Below are 15,728 nucleotides of genomic sequence, written 5' to 3'. Positions count from 1 at the left end.
CTCAGTCCTGCCGAACCGGCGCGTTCGCGGCGAACTTGCGGACTTCGGCGTCCTGCCAAACGTGGGCGGGAACGCCGCCGCCGAGTAGCTCGCGCGCGAGCGCGGGTTGCCCGCCGATCGGTACGTCGCTGCCCGCGATGATCATGTTGCCGTAGCGACGGCCCTTGAGCATCGCGGGATCGGCGATGATCGCCATGTGTTCGAACTGCGCACCGATCGTTGCGGCTTCACTGCGCGCGCCCTGAAGATCCGGGGTGTCTCCGCAGTTGACGATGTAGATACCGCCCGGTGCCAGCACGCGTCGTACGTGGGTGGTGAATTGCGCTGTTGTCAGCGGAGTCGGAGTTGTGTTGCCGGCAAAGACATCTCGAATCACGACGTCTCGGGTGGACTCGGTGAGAGTTTCGGTGACGGCGCGGGCTTCACCGACACGAATGCGCAGCAGCGGTGCGCGCGGTAGGTCGAACCAATCGCGCACCAGTTCGGCCAGGGCGCCGTCGATTTCGACAACCACCTGACGCGCGTCGGGGTAGGTGGCGGCGAAGTACCTGGCCATTGAGCAGGCTCCGCCGCCGAGATGCAGAACCCGCAGACGCTCGGWCTTGTCACGTTCGGAATCGACCAGATGCGCGATCCACCGCATGTACTCGAAATCGAGCACCGTCGGATCTGCGACGTTCACGTGGGAACTGGGCACTCCGTTGATCTGGATGATCCAGCTGTCGTCGGAGTACTGGTCGCGGACAAGTTCGCACGTCCCGGTATCGATCGGAAAAGTACCGGCGACGGGACCGGACTCGCCTCGCTCGGGAGTACTGCTGCGAGTTCTTGTCTTGCGAGTTCCCTTGGCCACTGTGTTGATACTAGCCGTGCGCGTTTCCGGTAACGCCGAGTACCAAAAAGGCGCACGGACCGGCGGTATTCTCGAGTAGTTTCAGGCACACTCGTAGGTGGAGTGTGATCGGTGACACAAATGCCGGCGCGTTCTTTCGTCGTCCGTGCATCACGAAGAATTTCGAGGAGTGCAGGTGAAGGTCAAGGCAGCGGTAGTCAAGGCGCCAGGTCAGGCATGGGAGATCGAAGAGGTCGAGCTGGGGGACCCGGTCTCGGGTGAGGTACAGGTCCGACTCGCCGCATCGGGGCTGTGCCATTCGGACGAACATTTGCGTACGGGCGCCAGCCCGCTGCCCTTCTACCCGGCCTTGGGCGGGCACGAAGGCGCCGGAGTGGTGACGAAGGTCGGCCCGGGTGTCGCGAGCGTCGAAGAAGGCGACCACGTGGTTCTCGCCTTCATCCCGGCGTGCGGACGTTGTCCGTCTTGCGCGAAGGGTCTGCAGAACATCTGCGACGAGGGAGCCGGCCTGTTGACCGGGCAGGCGATCTCCGACAAGACGTACCGCGTCACCCTCAACGACGAGCCGGTCATCCAGATGTGCCTGCTCGGAACATTTTCGCCGTACGTGACCGTCAACGAGGCGTCGGTGATCAAGATCGAGAAGGACATCCCGCTCGACAAGGCGGCCTTGCTCGGCTGCGGTGTTGCCACCGGTTGGGGATCGGCCACCGCGATCGGTGGGGCCAAGGTCGGTGACACGGTGGTGGTCGTCGGCGTCGGCGGCGTCGGAATCAACTCGGTGCAGGGTGCGGCGTCAGCCGGAGCACGATTTGTGATCGCGATCGATCCCGTCGAGTTCAAGCGCGACAAGGCAAAGGAATTCGGCGCCACACACACGTTTGCCTCCCTCGAGGAAGCGCTACCGGTGATCGGCGAGATCACCTGGGGCAAGATGGCCGACGTCACCGTGATCACCGTGGGCGAGATTCACGGCGACATCATTCAGCCCGCGCTCAGCGCGACGGGCAAGGGCGGGCAGGTCGTGGTCGTCGGAATGGGGCACTACGCGGATTCGCAGGTGACGCTCAGCCTCTTCGAGCTGACCCTTCTACAGAAGCGTTTGCAGGGAGCCATCTTCGGCGGGGTAGGACCACGGTCCCAGATTCCCAAGTTGCTCGATCACTACCGAAGCGGCGCACTCAAACTCGACGAGTTGGTGACCAAGACCTACAAGCTCGAGGAGATCAACGAGGGTTACGCCGACATGCTCGAGGGAAAGAACCTGCGCGGAATGATCGTGTACACGGAGGACGATTACTGATCGTTCCCCTCTGCCTGAAGGGTCCGGCCCGACACCACACTTCGTGGTGCCCGGCCGGAGTCTTCTGCCCCATGCAGATTTCTGTCGATCGATGAGTCGACTGCCGCCGTATTGGGCACTCGCAGAGTGAGGAAACCGGGCACCGCGTCCAGACCTCAGTCCACGACTCGACAGAGAAGAGCAGAACATGCCCTACATCACCACTTCCGACGGAACCGAGATCTACTACACCGAGCACGGCGTCGGCCGGCCGATCGTCCTCAGCCACGGGTGGCCGCTGAGTTCCGACGCGTGGCAGGTCGAGATGAAGCTGTTCGCCGACGCCGGATACCGGACCATCGCGCACGATCGTCGAGGGCACGGTCGCTCGTCGAAGACGTACACCGGCAACGACATGGATACATATGCCAAGGACCTGGCTGAGCTGATCGACACACTCGACCTGAAAGACCTGATTCTGGTGGGCCATTCGACCGGCGGCGGGGAAGTGGTCCGTTACGCGGCGCAGCACGGCAAAGCGCGCGTGGACAAGGTGATCACCGCCGGCGCCGTTCCGCCGATCATGGTCAAGTCGGACGGCAACCCCGAAGGCACACCGATCGAGGTGTTCGACGGCATTCGTGAGGGAGTTCTGCGAGATCGATCGCAGTTCTACAAGGATCTCAGCGAGAGCTTCTACGGCGCGAACCGCGAAGGGGCCGACGTCTCGCAAGGGGCGAAGGACGACTTCTGGCGACAGGGGATGTTGGTCAACCTCGCCGCGGCCTACGACTGCGTCAAGGCATTCTCGGAGACCGATCAGACCTCCGATCTCGAAGCCATCGACGTTCCGTTCCTCATCGCTCAGGGCGACGACGATCAGATCGTGCCGATCGGCGCAGCGGCGGAGAAGGCGATCAAGCTGGTGAAGAAGGGCACGCTGAAGGTATATCCGGGCGCACCGCACGGAATTTACGGCTCGTATCAGCAGACCCTGGACCGGGACATTCTTGCCTTCATCGAGGACTGACGTCAGCGATTCGGAAGGATAAGAGTCGAAAGGATCAAAGGCCATGTCCACACACGTTGCCTCGCTGCGCGATGGTCCCAGTGTCTTCGAGAACGAACTCGGATCGATCTCGCACCTCGACACGAGTTCGTTGCCGATCCTGTCCGGTCTGTCGATCAAACGAATTGTTCTCGGCCCCGGCGCGATCCGCGAACCACAATGGAACGTCAACGCGAACCAGATCGCCTACGTCACCAGCGGAACCGTGCTCGTCTCGATGTTGGGCAATGCCGACGAGTTCGCCAGTTTCGTGGTGCGAACGGGGCAGATGTATCACGTCGAATCCGGCGCGATTTATCACATCGAGAATGTCGGAGAGGAGGAGGCGGAGATCATCGCTGCCCTGCGTAATTCACTCCCGCAGCACTTTTCGTTGCAGAGTAGCGTCAGCGCAATGTCGAACGCGGTGCTCGGCAATACCTACGACCTCGCCGCGTCAGCCTTCGACGTCTTCGGTAGGGCCGATGCGTCCCAGATAGTTCGGCGGGACGGCGCCGCCGTCGTTCCCGATACCGCCGGCTTTCCCAACGCGCATCTCTTCGATCTCGACGGCCAGATCGCGCCCCTCGCATACCCGTACGGACAGGCGAAAGTGGCACGCAAGCAGTATTGGGCGGCGCTGGAGGATCTTTCGATGTACTCGTTGACTATTCGCGAGAGTGGAATGCGTGAGCCACACTGGCATCCCGTCACTGCCGAAATGGGATACGTGCATCGTGGTCACGGGCGGATGACGGTCCTCGATCCGGACGGTTCGCTCGACACCTACCTACTAGAGCCCGGTCAGGTGTATTTCGTTCCGCGTGCCTACCCCCATCACATCGAGGTTCTAGGTGACGAGGACATCAACTTCCTCATCTTCTTCGACCAGCCGACGCCGGGCGACATAGGCTACCGTGCAACGGCTTCCGCGTTCTCGCGCGGCGTTCTCTCGGCCTCGTTCGGTGTTCCGGAACGCGATCTGCCGCAATTTCCTTTCACGCCGGTCGATCCGCTCATCGTCTCGCGCAACAATCCGATCGACCGCCAGCACTGACCGGCAAGGATGCCCATCATGACCGACTCGCTGATCGTGACCGATCACGGTACGACGCTCGACTTCACGTACGAAGATGCTCTGCACTATCACGGGCCGCAGGCACCGGGAGGCGTGGCGCATGCCTACAAAGTCCTCGAGCGCGCACTCGGTGTGCTCGGCGGGGAAGGCTCTGTCGAGCGTCGCGAGTTGGTCGTCACCACTGCACACGGCGGACCAGGAGTGCGCGACGCGTTCGAGTTGGTCACGCGCGCAGTGACCGAAGGGCGGTACACCGTCGACAGTTCCCTGGCCCGGCCTGAACGAGGAAATACGCTCGAACTGTATGTCTTTCGGGTCGGCTATCGCGGCGCGAGCGCCACGCTGACTGTTCGGGAGGGATTTGTCGTCGACGAGTTGATCACTCTCTCCCGCAAGACTGACCGGACAGCCGAAGACGAGTCACGCCTGACAGTGCTCAAGCAGGAGATGGCGGACCGAGTGATGTCGAGCCCGGCCGAGAGCGTGTACGACGTCGAGATCGGCACGCTCCCCGCCTGACTGACGGCGGCATAGGCGTCGGTGTGCAGAACTCTGGGATGTCTGGAGTCAGCGGCTGGCGAACATCCTTATCCGCTGGTCGCGACTGCGCTCGAGATGGTTGCGCATGTGGCCACGCGCGGACGATTCGTCCCTGGCGCGGATGGCGTTCAGGATCTCTTGATGTTCCGAATTGAGCAGGTCCGGTTCGCCGTAGTTCGACGGCGGGCCGCTGTCGTAGATTCGCAATTGGGTGGTGAGGCGGATCAGCAGTGAGGTGATCGTGGAATTGTGGGCGGCCTGCCAGAGGGCCTCGTGAAACTTGAAGTTCCCGGAACGCACCTCGGTGCCTTCGGTTGCAGTGCAGCAGAACTCGTGTAATCCGTCCAGGCGAGCAAGGTCGAGATCGCTGTGGCGTAGTGCCGCGGCGCCTGCCGCTTCCGATTCGAGGGCTACCCGCGCCGCGTAGATCTCGATGACGTCCTCGGGTGTGCCGGAACGGACACGAAAACCGCGAGCGGCTCGTTCGAGTAGTCCGTCGTGTGCGAGCCAGTTGAGTGCTTCCCGGATCGGGGTGCGGGATGCGCCGTACGATTCGCACAATTGAGTCTCGTGCAGCGGAGCGCCCTGGGGGAACTTGCCTGCCAGGATGTCGGCTCGCAGGCGCAGGTACTGCCGCGAGGTCTGATCGGACCGGCCGAGCGCAGCCTCCGGCACCAGCAGATCGGTGGTGCTCGTATCGGCGTCGAGATCCATGTGTCCCCATTCCTGTGCATGCAAGTAGAGCGCGTTCGATTATGCCATCGACGACGAGTGAGTACTTGCGTATACGCTAGTACTCATTTAGGTTCGTGCTTGTTCGTTTCCGAGGGAGAGGGTCCGAAGTGGCTGGAGAGACCGCGTCGCCGCTGGTGAGTGCCGTTGAACTCGACGCGATGCTGCGTGAGGGAGGCGTCGCCGTGCTCGACGCGACGGTTCATTTTCCTCCCGCGCGATTTGACGGCGACTACCGCCCGGAATCCGGGTACGGCGGCTGGGTCTCCTCGCACATCCCGGGTTCGCGACATGTCGACCTCATGGACGTCTTCTCCGAAAGGGAAGCGGCGCTGCATTTCACACGCCCGTCAACGGAGCAGTTGGTTTCCGATCTCCACTCCAGTGGTATCGAGCCGGGCGCGACAATCGTGATCTACGACCAGGGATCGACCACCTGGGCATCACGGCTCTGGTGGGTGTTTCGCAACGCCGGCATCGAAGCAAGAGTTCTCGACGGTGGCCTCGCCGAATGGACTCGACGCGGCTTCGCGCTCGCGAGCGGCGACGACGAAACCCACACGTCGGCGTCGACGCGTTGGAGCGTGACGGATCTGGGTCTGTGGGTCGATTTACCTCGCGTTGCGTCGCTGTCCAGCGGACGCGAAGCCGGAACGCTGGTGTGCGCTCTCGCGCCTGAGCAGTACGAGGGAACCGAGAAGACGCGATACTCGCGACGCGGACACATTCCGTCAAGCGTGAATCTGTCCGCGAAGAGTCTTCTCGACTCCGACTCCCGGATGCTTCCGGTCGAGAAAGTCTTGWCGAAATCGGCCGACGTTCTACCAACCGCCACCGGCCCTGTCGTGATCTATTGCGGTGGCGGAGTTTCGGCGTGTTTGACCGCACTTGCGCTGATCCGCAGCGGCCACGCGGACGTCAAAGTCTACGACGGTTCGTTGGAGGAATGGACTGCAGATCCGGTTTTGCCGATGGTTGTCGGCAGTGAGCCCGGTGGCGCGAATCCGGATGTGCGATGTCCGCGGTCCTGAATCGCCGCAGTCCCCAAATACCTCCCGTCCTGAAGGAATTCTTATGTCTGACACTGTCTCTGTCGAAACCGTCGCGTCGGCGATCGACGCACTCCGCGATCAGGTACCGCTCGTCCAGTCGCTGACGAACATCGTTTCGGCGAACTTCTTGACCAATGTTCTGCTCGCTGCCGGCGCAAGCAACGCTCACATCGACAACGTTCATGAAGCGGGTGGGTTCGCTGCCGTCGCCGGGGGAGTGCTCGTCAACCTCGGAACGCCGGACGACGGGACAGCCGAAGCCTTCCTGATTGCCGCAGAAGCGGCCCGAACTGCCGGTACGCCATGGGTTTTGGATCCAGTCGGTGTCGGCGGACTACCCTGGCGGAGCGGTATCGCTGTGGATCTGCTGCGCTTTCACCCCAGCGCCATCCGCGGGAACGCATCGGAGATCATCGCTCTGGCCGGACTCGGCGGTGACACCCGCGGCGTCGACAGTGCCTCCGACTCCGCCGACGCAGTGCCCGCCGCTCTGTCACTTCTGAAGCATGCGGATGCCGTGTCGGCATCGGGCCCGGTCGACTACATCGTCGGCCGCGATCGTGGCGGCGACGTTCGGGGCATCCGAGTCTCCGGTGGCAGCGCTCTGTTGCCGCGCGTGACCAGTACCGGTTGCTCTCTGGGCGGCCTGGTCGCTGCCTACCTCGCCGTGACGCCGACCGCGCTTGACGGATTGGTTGCCGCGCATACGCATGTTGCCGTGGCATCGGAGATCGCCGAGGAAAATGCCTCAGGTCCTGGTTCTTTCGCGGTCGCGTACCTCGACGCGCTCTACACCGTGAATGCGGACACCATCCGCTCACGTGCCCGAATCGAATCGTTCGACCTGCCGGCYGGAGTGCAGAACTGATGGGCGTCAAGACATTCTGGTATCTCACCCAGGCCGACGGGGACTACCCGTGGAGCCCCGGTGGGCTGTTCCCCGTGGACGGGGCCAGGCAGATCGAGCTCGCGAAGACCATCGACGACGGCGGATTCGAAGGTGCGCTTGTTGCCACCTGGCCGAACGATCCGTTCATTTCGGCGACGTGGGCGGCAGCGCACACCACGCGCATGAAGTTCCTCGTCGCCGTCTACGCGAACATGACGCCGGCGCGACTGCTGGCGGAGAAGGCATTGACTTTCGACGCCTTCAGCGGTGGCCGACTGTTGATCAACTCGGTCAACGGACGCGAGAACATCCTGACCAAGTACGACATGAACGTGCCCCACGACGACCGTTACGAGTTGGGGGAGCAGTACTGGGCGGACTTCCGCCGCATCTACGCCGAAGGCACGGAGTCGAACTTTCCCAACACACCACTGCGTATCGATGCGCCCGCTGGGCATCAGGTTCCGCTGTGGGGTACCGGTGATTCGCCTGCAGGCCTGGCGAATTCAGGCAAGGTGCTCGACACCTATCTGGCGATGTTGCGCGAGACTTCGTTCATCGAAGACAAATTCTCTGCCGCACGGGCGGCGGCGGAGGCAGCCGGGCGCGAGTTCACTGACTTCGGTGCGCTGACCGGTGTGATCGTTCGCCCCACCACGGCGCAGGCGCACGACCGGTTCCGTTCGTTGTTCGAGAAGACGGGCGTCGAGCAGATCGCTCATGTCTTGGACAACGCAGTGCGTCGTCGTACTCAGGGGAAGCAAGACCTCAAGACTTTCACCGCTCGCGACGCGCAGCGGCAGGGCTGGGCGGACAAGATTGCTTCCGGCCGACTTCCGGAACCGGAGGAGTTGTACGTCGGTGACGGGCTGTACGCGGGTATCACAGCGTGGTCGCCTCTCGACATCTTCGGCACCGGGTCATCGGCGGTGTACTACGTCGGCGATCCGGATTCGATCACGGACTCGGTACGCACGCTTCGCGGCCGAACCGGTTTGACTGCACTGATCCTGGCAGGTTGGCCGCTGATCGAGGAAGCGAAGTGGGTTGCGGAGCATCTTGTTCCGCGATTCGACGAACTCAGCTGACTTCGCGCCGCAAGACAGTGGTACCGAGACCCAAAGTGTCGCGGAGAAATGCTGCGGCAGTGCCGATTTCATCGGCAGTGCATTCCAGAAGGATCTTGACTTCCACGTCCTTCTTGTCGATGTCGGCAATAACGGCCATGGCAACAACGCCGTTGCCGACGGCAGAGCCTCGGAACAGATCGATCCCGTCGCCGTCCGCGCTGACGGTCCCGTCGAGATAGCCGTAATCGAGCGGATAAATCGCAGCGGGGTAACGCGGGTGTGCCGACCCTCGGGGGCGATCGATCACGACAGTTGACGTGGTAGCCAGGTGATCGAGGGCGGAGAACAGGTCTTCGCTCATCGTTATCGGTGCTCGCGCAGTAGCTGAGTCGGTGTCAGGCCTGTCAGCGCTCGCGTATCGCGCGCGAGGTGGGCTTGGTCGGCGTAGCCGGCGCGACCGGCCAGCGACGACAGCGTGAGATTTGCATCGCGGCTGAGAGTCAACACGTCCTGGATACGTTGCACTTTCTGAATCATTTTGGGGGACAGCCCGATCGACGACGTGATCGAGCGTCGAAAATGACGTTCGGAAACACCGAGGTCTGCGGCGATCTCTCGTATCGGAGTCGAAGGGGAGGAGATGAGCGCGGAGTAACCACGCTCGATTCCGTGGTCGGGTTCCAGTCCGCGCCACAACTGGCCCAGTAGGTGAGCGTCGACTGCCTCGTGGCTAAGGGCGTCGGCAAGTACCCGCGCTTGTCTGGAAGTGAGGATGTCGTCGAAGGCGATCTTCGAATCCTGCACCGCGTCGGCCGCTGTGCCGAGCAGGCTCCGCAGAGCCGGCGGATTGATCCGGATGCCCCACATGGTTGTACCGGCGGCGACCGAAACCAGATCGGCACCGGTTGCGGGTCCGACGAGCCACGACTTTCCGGTGCTGTCGACGATGAAGTCTGCGCAGAGATCGGGAAGAATCCGCTTTGCTTCCGTGGGCGCATGGGGGTCGGTAGTGCTTTTCCACGTGCAACTGAAGAGGCCGGCCGAACCGGTGATCCGAGTCTCGACATAGGTGTGGCCGTTTTGTTCAAGACTCGACGCTACCGTCCGACTACCGTCAAGAGCGAGGGTGTCAGTGCCGGTCATCAGATCATCGTCACACACTCGCCGATCACTTCTCGATCCGAAACAGGAGAAATACCGTGTCCGTCTCTCTGAGACTCGATCTCGTCGGAATCGTCACCAACGATCTCGCGCGTTCCCTCGCGTTCTACCGAACCCTCGGGCTCGACATTCCGGAAACACCCGCTGACGCTCCACACGTGGAGTTCACTTTCGACAGTGGGCTTCGGCTGGCCTGGGACGCGCTGTCCACCATCGCGAGCTTCGATCCTGACTTCGTCGTCGGGGAAGGTCGACACCCCGTCGCTTTGGCCTTCGATTTCGGGACACCCGCTGCAGTCGACGAGGCGTATCAGCGCATCACAGCCGACTTCCCCGGTCATAAAGAGCCATTTGATGCCGTGTGGGGCCAGCGTTACGCCGTTCTTCTCGATCCCGACGGCAATACCGTGGATCTCTTTGCCGCGCTCTGATTTCGAACGACGCAGGCCCCGACCGAAATTCGGTCGGGGCCTGCGATTGTCGGTGATCGAGTCGTTGTCAGTTCACCAAGCGTTGAGGGTGTCGAGGATCTGGCCTCGGGCTTTCCACAGTTCCGCGCCCCAGTACGGCCACGAGTGAGTGCCGTTGGCCGGGAAGCTGTACGTTGCCGGAATTCCCAGGGAGTTCATGCGCAGCTGGAATGCCCGTGAGTTCATCAGGGCAAGGGCTTCGAGGCCGATGGCGCTACCGGTATTCACGAAGTCGACGGGACGACGAGGTTGATCGAACTGCCCGGGTAGGCCGCTCGCGGCGGAGATGTACAGAGAGAGCCCAGCCAGCTCGGGTGCAAACACGAAGGGGTCGTTGCGGAGCCAAGCGGGGTTCCATGGCGGTCCCCACATGGCATCGACATTGAAGGACCCTGCGCTGACCATGGCCACGCGGATTGCTTCACGCATGCCTGGAGCTGAGATGTTGAGGTATCCCGAGAGCGATCCGGCGAACTTGAACTGATCGCGGTGATAGGCGGCGAGCGTCAGTGCCGCGCTGCCACCCATGGACAATCCGAGCACACCGTTGTTGGTTCGGGAGACGCCGCGCGATTCCAGATAGGCGGGAAGTTCCTGGGTGAGGAAGGTTTCCCATTTGTACGTGACCGGCTGGCGATTCAAATTGCTGTTCGCATACCAGTCGGAGTAAAAGCTGGACTGCCCGCCGACCGGCATGACCAGGGTGACGTTGTCGCCGCGATACTGCTCGAGAGCGTTGGTCTCGAAACTCCATGCGTTTCGGTCGTCGCGTGCTCGTAGACCGTCGAGAAGATAGAGCGCCGCGTTGCCGCCGCGCGAAGCCCACTGGATCTGAACCTTGATCGGCCCCATCGAGGAGTCGACGAACACTTCCTCGTATCCACCGGCCGGGGCGGTGCGCGCGGGCGCTGCGGTCGCTACCGATCCGCTGATCAGGCCTGCGGTCAGGGGAAGTGCGAGTGCTGTCGCTGCGAGGCCGAGGATCCGACGCTTGATTCGTTTCGAAATGCGGTTTCTCGAAATATCCGGGTTCGAAATATCTGGGTTCTTCGCCAAATCTGTGTGAGCCTCGTGCATGTATTACTCCCGCCCCAAAGGTGCTTGCACACCGAAATCCGACCGAGCCCCCCGAGGCACGGAATTCCTGATGACACTAAGTGGTCTGTATTGACGTCGACGGCTCCGTTACCGTTTCGTTATCAAACTGGTCTGATTCAGGTAGTGCCGTCATGCGTCGTCGACCGGAGGTTGCGCGTCGATTTGCCACCCTCCACGAATCAGGTGTTCACGTACCCGGGCGACGTCCGATTCGTGCGGAATATCGTCGGTGACCTTGGTGATGAGGACGCCGATGTCGATCGGATCGACCGGAACCGGAAAGTCGATCGGATCGACCGGAACCGGAAAGTCAGCGACGAGATCGTCGGCAAGAACGGCGATCTCGTCGTCGGACAGCTGTCGCCGGAGCAGGGCCATCAAAGGGACGTAGTCCTGCTCCGGCACGCCGTTCGGATACCCGGCACGCAGCCAGCCGAGTATCGAAGCCAGAAGTGGTGGAAGACTCAACGAATCGAGCTTCAGTCGTTGTCGAGATCAGCGAGGGGCCACCCGGCGGCGGCCAGGACGGAGGCAACGCGCGCGATGTCCTCGTCCGAGGGAGTCTGGCTCGTGAGATCGGCGATCTGAGCGCTGATCTCGTCGCTCGAGATCACCTGGTCGCTGTTGACGTCGCTCAGTTCTGCGAGTGCAGCGCCGATGGCAATGTCTCGAATTTGCGCGTCCGAGAGCTTGCGTCGTAGCAATGCGACCAGCGGAATGCGGTCCTTGGGCGGTATGCCTTCGGGGTAGCCGGCGCGAAGCCATTCCAGAATGGACTGAGGAAGGGATGGAGTCGGTGCAGTCACGGTGATGTCTTTCCGCTCGTGAGGGCGCAAGGGATCAGAAGATCTCGATGCCGAATGTGTGGCTGAGGAAGCCCTGCATGATGAAGAGGATTCCGGTGACGATTGCGATGAGCACTACCGCGAAGCACACCACTGCGCCTGCCACGGCCAACGGACTGCGAGCCGCGACGGCAGTGCTCCCGCCGCCACTGCCACGTTGCCCGGCATCGAGGGACTTCAGGCCGATTGCGAAGATCGCCGGAAGTCCGGCGCCAAGCAAGAGGCCGACAAGTACGACCTGCCAGAGCGAGTCGACGGTGTTTTTCAAGATATCCATGTCGATTCCCTCTTTCAGGCTTTGACGTCGGTGGTGACGCGGGCGTCCGGACCGGGGACCTCTGCAGGCACCAGGCCGCCGTCCCACTCGGCGTTGACGTTGCTCGGATCGATGGGCTCCTTGCGGGAGCGCAGATACATCCAACCGGCCAATGCGATGAGCACAGCGAAGACGACCAGGACACCGGGCAGGCCGCCGACGATGTTGGCCAGTCCCCAGCACAGAGCGCCGACGATCGCAGCGGACGGGAGAGTGATCAACCAGGCGACCGCCATGCGTCCGGCGACGCCCCAACGAACCTCGGCGCCCTTGCGTCCCAGACCGGTTCCCATGATGGAACCCGTCGCCACATGGGTGGTCGAGAGTGGAAGACCGAGGTGGCTGGAGGTGAGAATGATGGCAGCAGAAGATGCTTCGGCCGCCATGCCCTGCGGCGCGGCGATCTCGACCAGGCCCTTGCCGAGTGTGCGGATGACTCGCCACCCGCCGAGGTAGGTTCCGGCAGCGATCGCGAGTGCGCAGGTGAGCTTGACCCAGAACGGCATGTCCGCGTCGGCGGAGATGGTTCCATGGGCGACCAAGGCGAGGAAGATGACGCCCATTGTCTTCTGAGCGTCGTTGGTGCCGTGGGCGAGGGAAACGAGTGAAGCCGAACCGATCTGGCCGAGTCGGAAACCCTTGTCCTTGGTTTCCTCACCGACGTTGGAGGTGATGCGGTAGATGAGCCAGGTTCCGGCCGCTGCAACCAAGCCGGCTACGACGGGAGCGAGAACTGCGGGGATGACAACCTTGCTGAGCACGCCGCTCCAGGCGACACCGCTCATTCCGAGGGACGCGATGGCGGCGCCGATCAGGCCGCCGAACAGTGCGTGTGAGGAACTCGAGGGGATGCCGAGCAACCACGTTGCCAGGTTCCAGATGATGCCGCCGACAAGGCCGGCGAAGACGATGGTGAGCAGCGCTTGGCCACCCACATTTCCGAGGTTCACCACGCCCTTGGCCACGGTGGCAGCAACCTCTACCGAGAGGAAAGCTCCGACCAGGTTCAAGGAAGCAGACAGAGCGACTGCCACCTTGGGCTTGAGGGCGCCGGTTGCAATCGACGTGGCCATAGCGTTGCCAGTGTCATGAAAACCGTTGGTGAAGTCGAACCCCAGAGCGGTTACGACGACGACGAGGAGAACGATGAGTTCCGCATTCACGAGAAGTCATGTTCCAACACCTGCGGGCCACAAATCGACCTGAGACGTGGTCGTTCCGCGACATTTCCATCACTCGGCACCTGTTGTTCATCTTCGTCCGGATAATTGTCCGTTTCGAAACGCGCGAGGCATAGAAAATTCATTCGTGTGCATGGTCGTGGAGTTTGTGGAGGCATACGCCAATTGCCGGACGGACGTATCGGGTTCTGGACTTCCTCGAAATCGGGTAAGGCCAAGCGGCTGCGGAACAACCCACGCGTCACCGTCGTGCCGTGCAACAACCACGGAAAGGTTGCCGACGGCTCTTCGCCGGTTGCCGGGACCGCTCACTTGGTGAGCGGCGGACCTGAATTCGACGAGATCCGCAGCAAAGTGAAAGCGAAATACAGTGTGATGGTGCCTATTTCGAAATCCTTCAACACCCTCGGTCACATCGGTAATGGTCCGTTCCCGTACGGCGACAACGGCGTGATCATTTCCGTCGATGCGTAGTCGGGATTGCGCAGCGGAGTAGCCTGAAAGTATGGAACCCACGACCGGGCGCCTCTGCCTGACGGTTCCACGAATCCTCCGTTAAGGAGCCTCGTCATGGCGCACATCAGCACTCTCGACTATGCAATGGAAGCGCCGCAGCGCCATGTCGGGCAACCTTTCCCGTCGCCGACGCGGACTCCGCGGTTCCTGCTTCGTGGTCAAGGCGCCGTCAAGGCATCGGTAGACGGCGCGTGGTTCCCATGGACCACCAACGTCACGGCGGAGCTTCACGATCTGATATCCGCACTTTCGCTGAGGTTGGGGCCGATCGCGCGGGTTGCGTTCGACTGGAACACGATCAGCAGCGCGCAGCGTCGTATCGACGAGGTCGACGGACTGGAAGTGCGGGGTCCGTACCCTGGCCAGCCTCACGATTTGATGTATCTCGACGACATCTATGGTCGTCAACTCGTTCTGATGATGATTCCGCCGTACACGGATCCGGACCGTGCGTACGAGATCATGCGGCGGTTGGTTGATCCTGGCCGCAGCGAAACCTATCGGGTGCAGTGAGATCTTTTCTAGCGTGCGGGGTCGAATCTTTCGATTCCTGAACATGCGTCCAGTTTGTCTGGTTTGATGGTTCTCGTAACCACAATCTCAGGCGCATTCCTTCAGGTCAGCGCTTGGGCGCGGCAGCTTGACTCCCTGCCGTGTCGTCGGTCCGGCATGTCCACCACCCTCCCACTGTGCGTGAGCGCCGGATCGAATGAAGCCCCGCCCTCCCCACGGGGGTGGGGCTTCTACTTTGTTCGGGCTGAGCGGGGTTCGCATCGCCGAATCCGCCGGGTCGTTCGGAAGTTCGGGACGCCCTGGTCCGTAGCATCGCCACTGTGAACATTTCTCTACTCGGTGCGGCGGGGCTTCAGGACTGCGCCGACAGTGGAATGGACTGCATGGACGGATTCGGGGCGTTCGTTCTTCTGTACGGCGGCGGATTCATTCTCGCCTTGATATGGATTTCCCTGTGCCTTGTCGGAACGGCCGATGTGGTTTCCGTGTCCGGGCGAATCGGTCTGTGGCGAGCAGTCGCCTTCTTTTTCGGGATTTGGCTTGTGCCCATCGCCGGGTTGAGTGCATGGCTTGTTTTCCGACGCTCTCGTTAACTCGCGAAAGTGGAGTCGGAGAGGTAGACGCGCTTCCGGAGCCCGGTAACTTGTTGGATCCGAGGCGATTTGAAATGTGGCGAGAGGCTCTTGTCGATGCAGCAGGCGACAACGTCCATCCAGGCCATGCCGGAACTGGTTGGGCCTGGGCCAACTGGCAGTGGGTGGTCGGGACCGCCCGCTACGGCCGAGTGGATCTGCTCGGCATCGACGAACTCGGTTACATGGAACTCGACAAACGAGGCGCCGAGCTGCTTTTTCAGGTGTTGACCGAACGGGAGGAAAAGAACTCCGTCGCCATCGCCTCCAACGCGTCGTTCTCCGGCTGGACGACAATGTTCACCGACCCACGACCTTGCGCCGCCATCGTGGATCGGCTCACCTTGCGGCGGCAACATCATCGAAACCGCCACCGACTCTTACCGACTCGTCCACATCCGAGCTCAGCAATCCGCTTGATACACACACAAGGTGGGTCCGGATCACGCCCT

General features: G+C 61.9%; 20 protein-coding genes and 1 pseudogene. 12 read left to right on the top strand and 9 right to left on the bottom strand.

The annotated features are described in order from the left end of the window. Nucleotide 1 precedes the first annotated feature (1 nt). Nucleotides 2–853: a spermidine synthase gene (locus tag AC1DWA_RS20655; RefSeq protein ID WP_477916965.1), complete on the bottom strand. Its 852-nt coding sequence runs from the start codon at nt 851–853 to the stop codon at nt 2–4. Nucleotides 854–1,028: 175 nt separating this feature from the next. On the opposite strand from AC1DWA_RS20655, the gene AC1DWA_RS20650 reads away from it, so the two are divergent. From AC1DWA_RS20650 to AC1DWA_RS20635, 4 genes are all read left to right on the top strand, one after another. Next, nucleotides 1,029–2,156 (top strand): NDMA-dependent alcohol dehydrogenase, encoded by a 1,128-nt coding sequence (locus tag AC1DWA_RS20650; RefSeq protein WP_020908136.1) that lies wholly within the window; start codon nt 1,029–1,031, stop codon nt 2,154–2,156. A gap of 187 nt (nt 2,157–2,343) precedes the next feature. Then, nucleotides 2,344–3,165, top strand: coding sequence for an alpha/beta fold hydrolase (locus AC1DWA_RS20645; protein ID WP_477846932.1), 822 nt, complete (start codon nt 2,344–2,346; stop codon nt 3,163–3,165). A 43-nt stretch (nt 3,166–3,208) separates the two neighbouring features. Then, a complete protein-coding gene (locus tag AC1DWA_RS20640; RefSeq protein ID WP_477846931.1) occupies nt 3,209–4,240 on the top strand; it encodes a cupin domain-containing protein in 1,032 nt (343 codons plus the stop codon). Nucleotides 4,241–4,258: 18 nt separating this feature from the next. After that, the gene (locus tag AC1DWA_RS20635; RefSeq protein ID WP_477846930.1) at nt 4,259–4,780 is read left to right on the top strand and encodes a hypothetical protein; all 522 of its coding nucleotides are present in this window, start codon (nt 4,259–4,261) and stop codon (nt 4,778–4,780) included. Nucleotides 4,781–4,828: 48 nt separating this feature from the next. Here the strand turns inward: AC1DWA_RS20635 and AC1DWA_RS20630 are convergent, their stop codons facing one another. Beyond that, nucleotides 4,829–5,515, bottom strand: coding sequence for a GntR family transcriptional regulator (locus AC1DWA_RS20630; protein WP_020969908.1), 687 nt, complete (start codon nt 5,513–5,515; stop codon nt 4,829–4,831). Nucleotides 5,516–5,643: 128 nt separating this feature from the next. On the opposite strand from AC1DWA_RS20630, the gene AC1DWA_RS20625 reads away from it, so the two are divergent. From AC1DWA_RS20625 to AC1DWA_RS20615, 3 genes are read left to right on the top strand one after another with little or no spacing between them, the layout of a single operon-like run. After that, nucleotides 5,644–6,564 (top strand): sulfurtransferase, encoded by a 921-nt coding sequence (locus tag AC1DWA_RS20625; protein ID WP_477916963.1) that lies wholly within the window; start codon nt 5,644–5,646, stop codon nt 6,562–6,564. Nucleotides 6,565–6,607: 43 nt separating this feature from the next. After that, entirely contained in the window at nt 6,608–7,453 is an 846-nt protein-coding gene (thiM, locus tag AC1DWA_RS20620) for a hydroxyethylthiazole kinase (RefSeq protein ID WP_092763398.1), read from the top strand. Further along, the gene (locus AC1DWA_RS20615) at nt 7,453–8,562 is read left to right on the top strand and encodes an LLM class flavin-dependent oxidoreductase (protein ID WP_477846929.1); all 1,110 of its coding nucleotides are present in this window, start codon (nt 7,453–7,455) and stop codon (nt 8,560–8,562) included. Before thiM ends, AC1DWA_RS20615 begins: the two co-directional genes overlap by 1 nt. On the opposite strand, the gene AC1DWA_RS20610 is transcribed toward AC1DWA_RS20615, so the two are convergent. Further along, a complete protein-coding gene (locus AC1DWA_RS20610) occupies nt 8,555–8,905 on the bottom strand; it encodes an inorganic pyrophosphatase (RefSeq protein ID WP_256064313.1) in 351 nt (116 codons plus the stop codon). The genes AC1DWA_RS20615 and AC1DWA_RS20610 overlap by 8 nt on opposite strands. Before the next feature lie 2 nt (nt 8,906–8,907). After that, entirely contained in the window at nt 8,908–9,687 is a 780-nt protein-coding gene (locus tag AC1DWA_RS20605) for a helix-turn-helix domain-containing protein (protein WP_244891358.1), read from the bottom strand. 56 nt (nt 9,688–9,743) lie between these two features. Between AC1DWA_RS20605 and AC1DWA_RS20600 the strand changes: the two genes are divergently transcribed. Further along, nucleotides 9,744–10,136, top strand: coding sequence for a VOC family protein (locus AC1DWA_RS20600; protein WP_020908126.1), 393 nt, complete (start codon nt 9,744–9,746; stop codon nt 10,134–10,136). A 72-nt stretch (nt 10,137–10,208) separates the two neighbouring features. On the opposite strand, the gene AC1DWA_RS20595 is transcribed toward AC1DWA_RS20600, so the two are convergent. The 5 genes from AC1DWA_RS20595 to AC1DWA_RS20575 form a co-directional block, all read right to left on the bottom strand. Continuing rightward, on the bottom strand, nt 10,209–11,252 hold the full coding sequence (locus tag AC1DWA_RS20595; RefSeq protein ID WP_019748933.1) for an alpha/beta hydrolase: 1,044 nt from the start codon (nt 11,250–11,252) through the stop codon (nt 10,209–10,211). Nucleotides 11,253–11,402: 150 nt separating this feature from the next. Further along, on the bottom strand, nt 11,403–11,741 hold the full coding sequence (locus AC1DWA_RS20590) for a DUF3349 domain-containing protein (RefSeq protein ID WP_070797519.1): 339 nt from the start codon (nt 11,739–11,741) through the stop codon (nt 11,403–11,405). 11 nt (nt 11,742–11,752) lie between these two features. Further along, nucleotides 11,753–12,079, bottom strand: coding sequence for a DUF3349 domain-containing protein (locus AC1DWA_RS20585; RefSeq protein WP_020908123.1), 327 nt, complete (start codon nt 12,077–12,079; stop codon nt 11,753–11,755). A 34-nt stretch (nt 12,080–12,113) separates the two neighbouring features. Next, nucleotides 12,114–12,395, bottom strand: a complete 282-nt coding sequence (locus tag AC1DWA_RS20580) for a hypothetical protein (RefSeq protein WP_003941641.1) — start codon at nt 12,393–12,395, stop codon at nt 12,114–12,116. A gap of 14 nt (nt 12,396–12,409) precedes the next feature. Beyond that, on the bottom strand, nt 12,410–13,597 hold the full coding sequence (locus AC1DWA_RS20575; protein WP_003941590.1) for an inorganic phosphate transporter: 1,188 nt from the start codon (nt 13,595–13,597) through the stop codon (nt 12,410–12,412). A 183-nt stretch (nt 13,598–13,780) separates the two neighbouring features. On the opposite strand from AC1DWA_RS20575, the gene AC1DWA_RS20570 reads away from it, so the two are divergent. From AC1DWA_RS20570 to AC1DWA_RS20555, 4 genes and pseudogenes are all read left to right on the top strand, one after another. Beyond that, entirely contained in the window at nt 13,781–14,089 is a 309-nt protein-coding gene (locus AC1DWA_RS20570; protein WP_477846928.1) for a PNPOx family protein, read from the top strand. A 96-nt stretch (nt 14,090–14,185) separates the two neighbouring features. Next, entirely contained in the window at nt 14,186–14,644 is a 459-nt protein-coding gene (locus AC1DWA_RS20565) for a DUF5994 family protein (RefSeq protein ID WP_003941615.1), read from the top strand. A 320-nt stretch (nt 14,645–14,964) separates the two neighbouring features. Further along, nucleotides 14,965–15,237, top strand: coding sequence for a hypothetical protein (locus AC1DWA_RS20560; RefSeq protein ID WP_477846927.1), 273 nt, complete (start codon nt 14,965–14,967; stop codon nt 15,235–15,237). A 176-nt stretch (nt 15,238–15,413) separates the two neighbouring features. Further along, nucleotides 15,414–15,696, top strand: a pseudogene (locus tag AC1DWA_RS20555) (ATP-binding protein); the annotation flags it as partial. Between the last annotated feature and the right edge of the window lie 32 nt (nt 15,697–15,728).

It is taken from the genome of Rhodococcus sp. P4_F3_2 (assembly GCF_056401335.1).
The sequence above is the reverse complement of the archived record's forward strand: the minus strand, read 5'-3'. Positions and strand labels throughout refer to the sequence as shown.

Bases quoted from the DNA above. Each gene is read 5' to 3' on its own strand.
- AC1DWA_RS20645 (WP_477846932.1), top strand. From the start codon at position 2,344: ATGCCCTACATCACCACTTCCGACGGAACCGAGATCTACTACACCGAG.
- AC1DWA_RS20640 (WP_477846931.1), top strand. From the start codon at position 3,209: ATGTCCACACACGTTGCCTCGCTGCGCGATGGTCCCAGTGTCTTCGAG.
- AC1DWA_RS20635 (WP_477846930.1), top strand. From the start codon at position 4,259: ATGACCGACTCGCTGATCGTGACCGATCACGGTACGACGCTCGACTTC.
- AC1DWA_RS20630 (WP_020969908.1), bottom strand. From the start codon at position 5,515: ATGGATCTCGACGCCGATACGAGCACCACCGATCTGCTGGTGCCGGAG.
- AC1DWA_RS20615 (WP_477846929.1), top strand. From the start codon at position 7,453: ATGGGCGTCAAGACATTCTGGTATCTCACCCAGGCCGACGGGGACTAC.
- AC1DWA_RS20610 (WP_256064313.1), bottom strand. From the start codon at position 8,905: ATGAGCGAAGACCTGTTCTCCGCCCTCGATCACCTGGCTACCACGTCA.
- AC1DWA_RS20605 (WP_244891358.1), bottom strand. From the start codon at position 9,687: ATGACCGGCACTGACACCCTCGCTCTTGACGGTAGTCGGACGGTAGCG.
- AC1DWA_RS20595 (WP_019748933.1), bottom strand. From the start codon at position 11,252: ATGCACGAGGCTCACACAGATTTGGCGAAGAACCCAGATATTTCGAAC.
- AC1DWA_RS20580 (WP_003941641.1), bottom strand. From the start codon at position 12,395: ATGGATATCTTGAAAAACACCGTCGACTCGCTCTGGCAGGTCGTACTT.
- AC1DWA_RS20565 (WP_003941615.1), top strand. From the start codon at position 14,186: ATGGCGCACATCAGCACTCTCGACTATGCAATGGAAGCGCCGCAGCGC.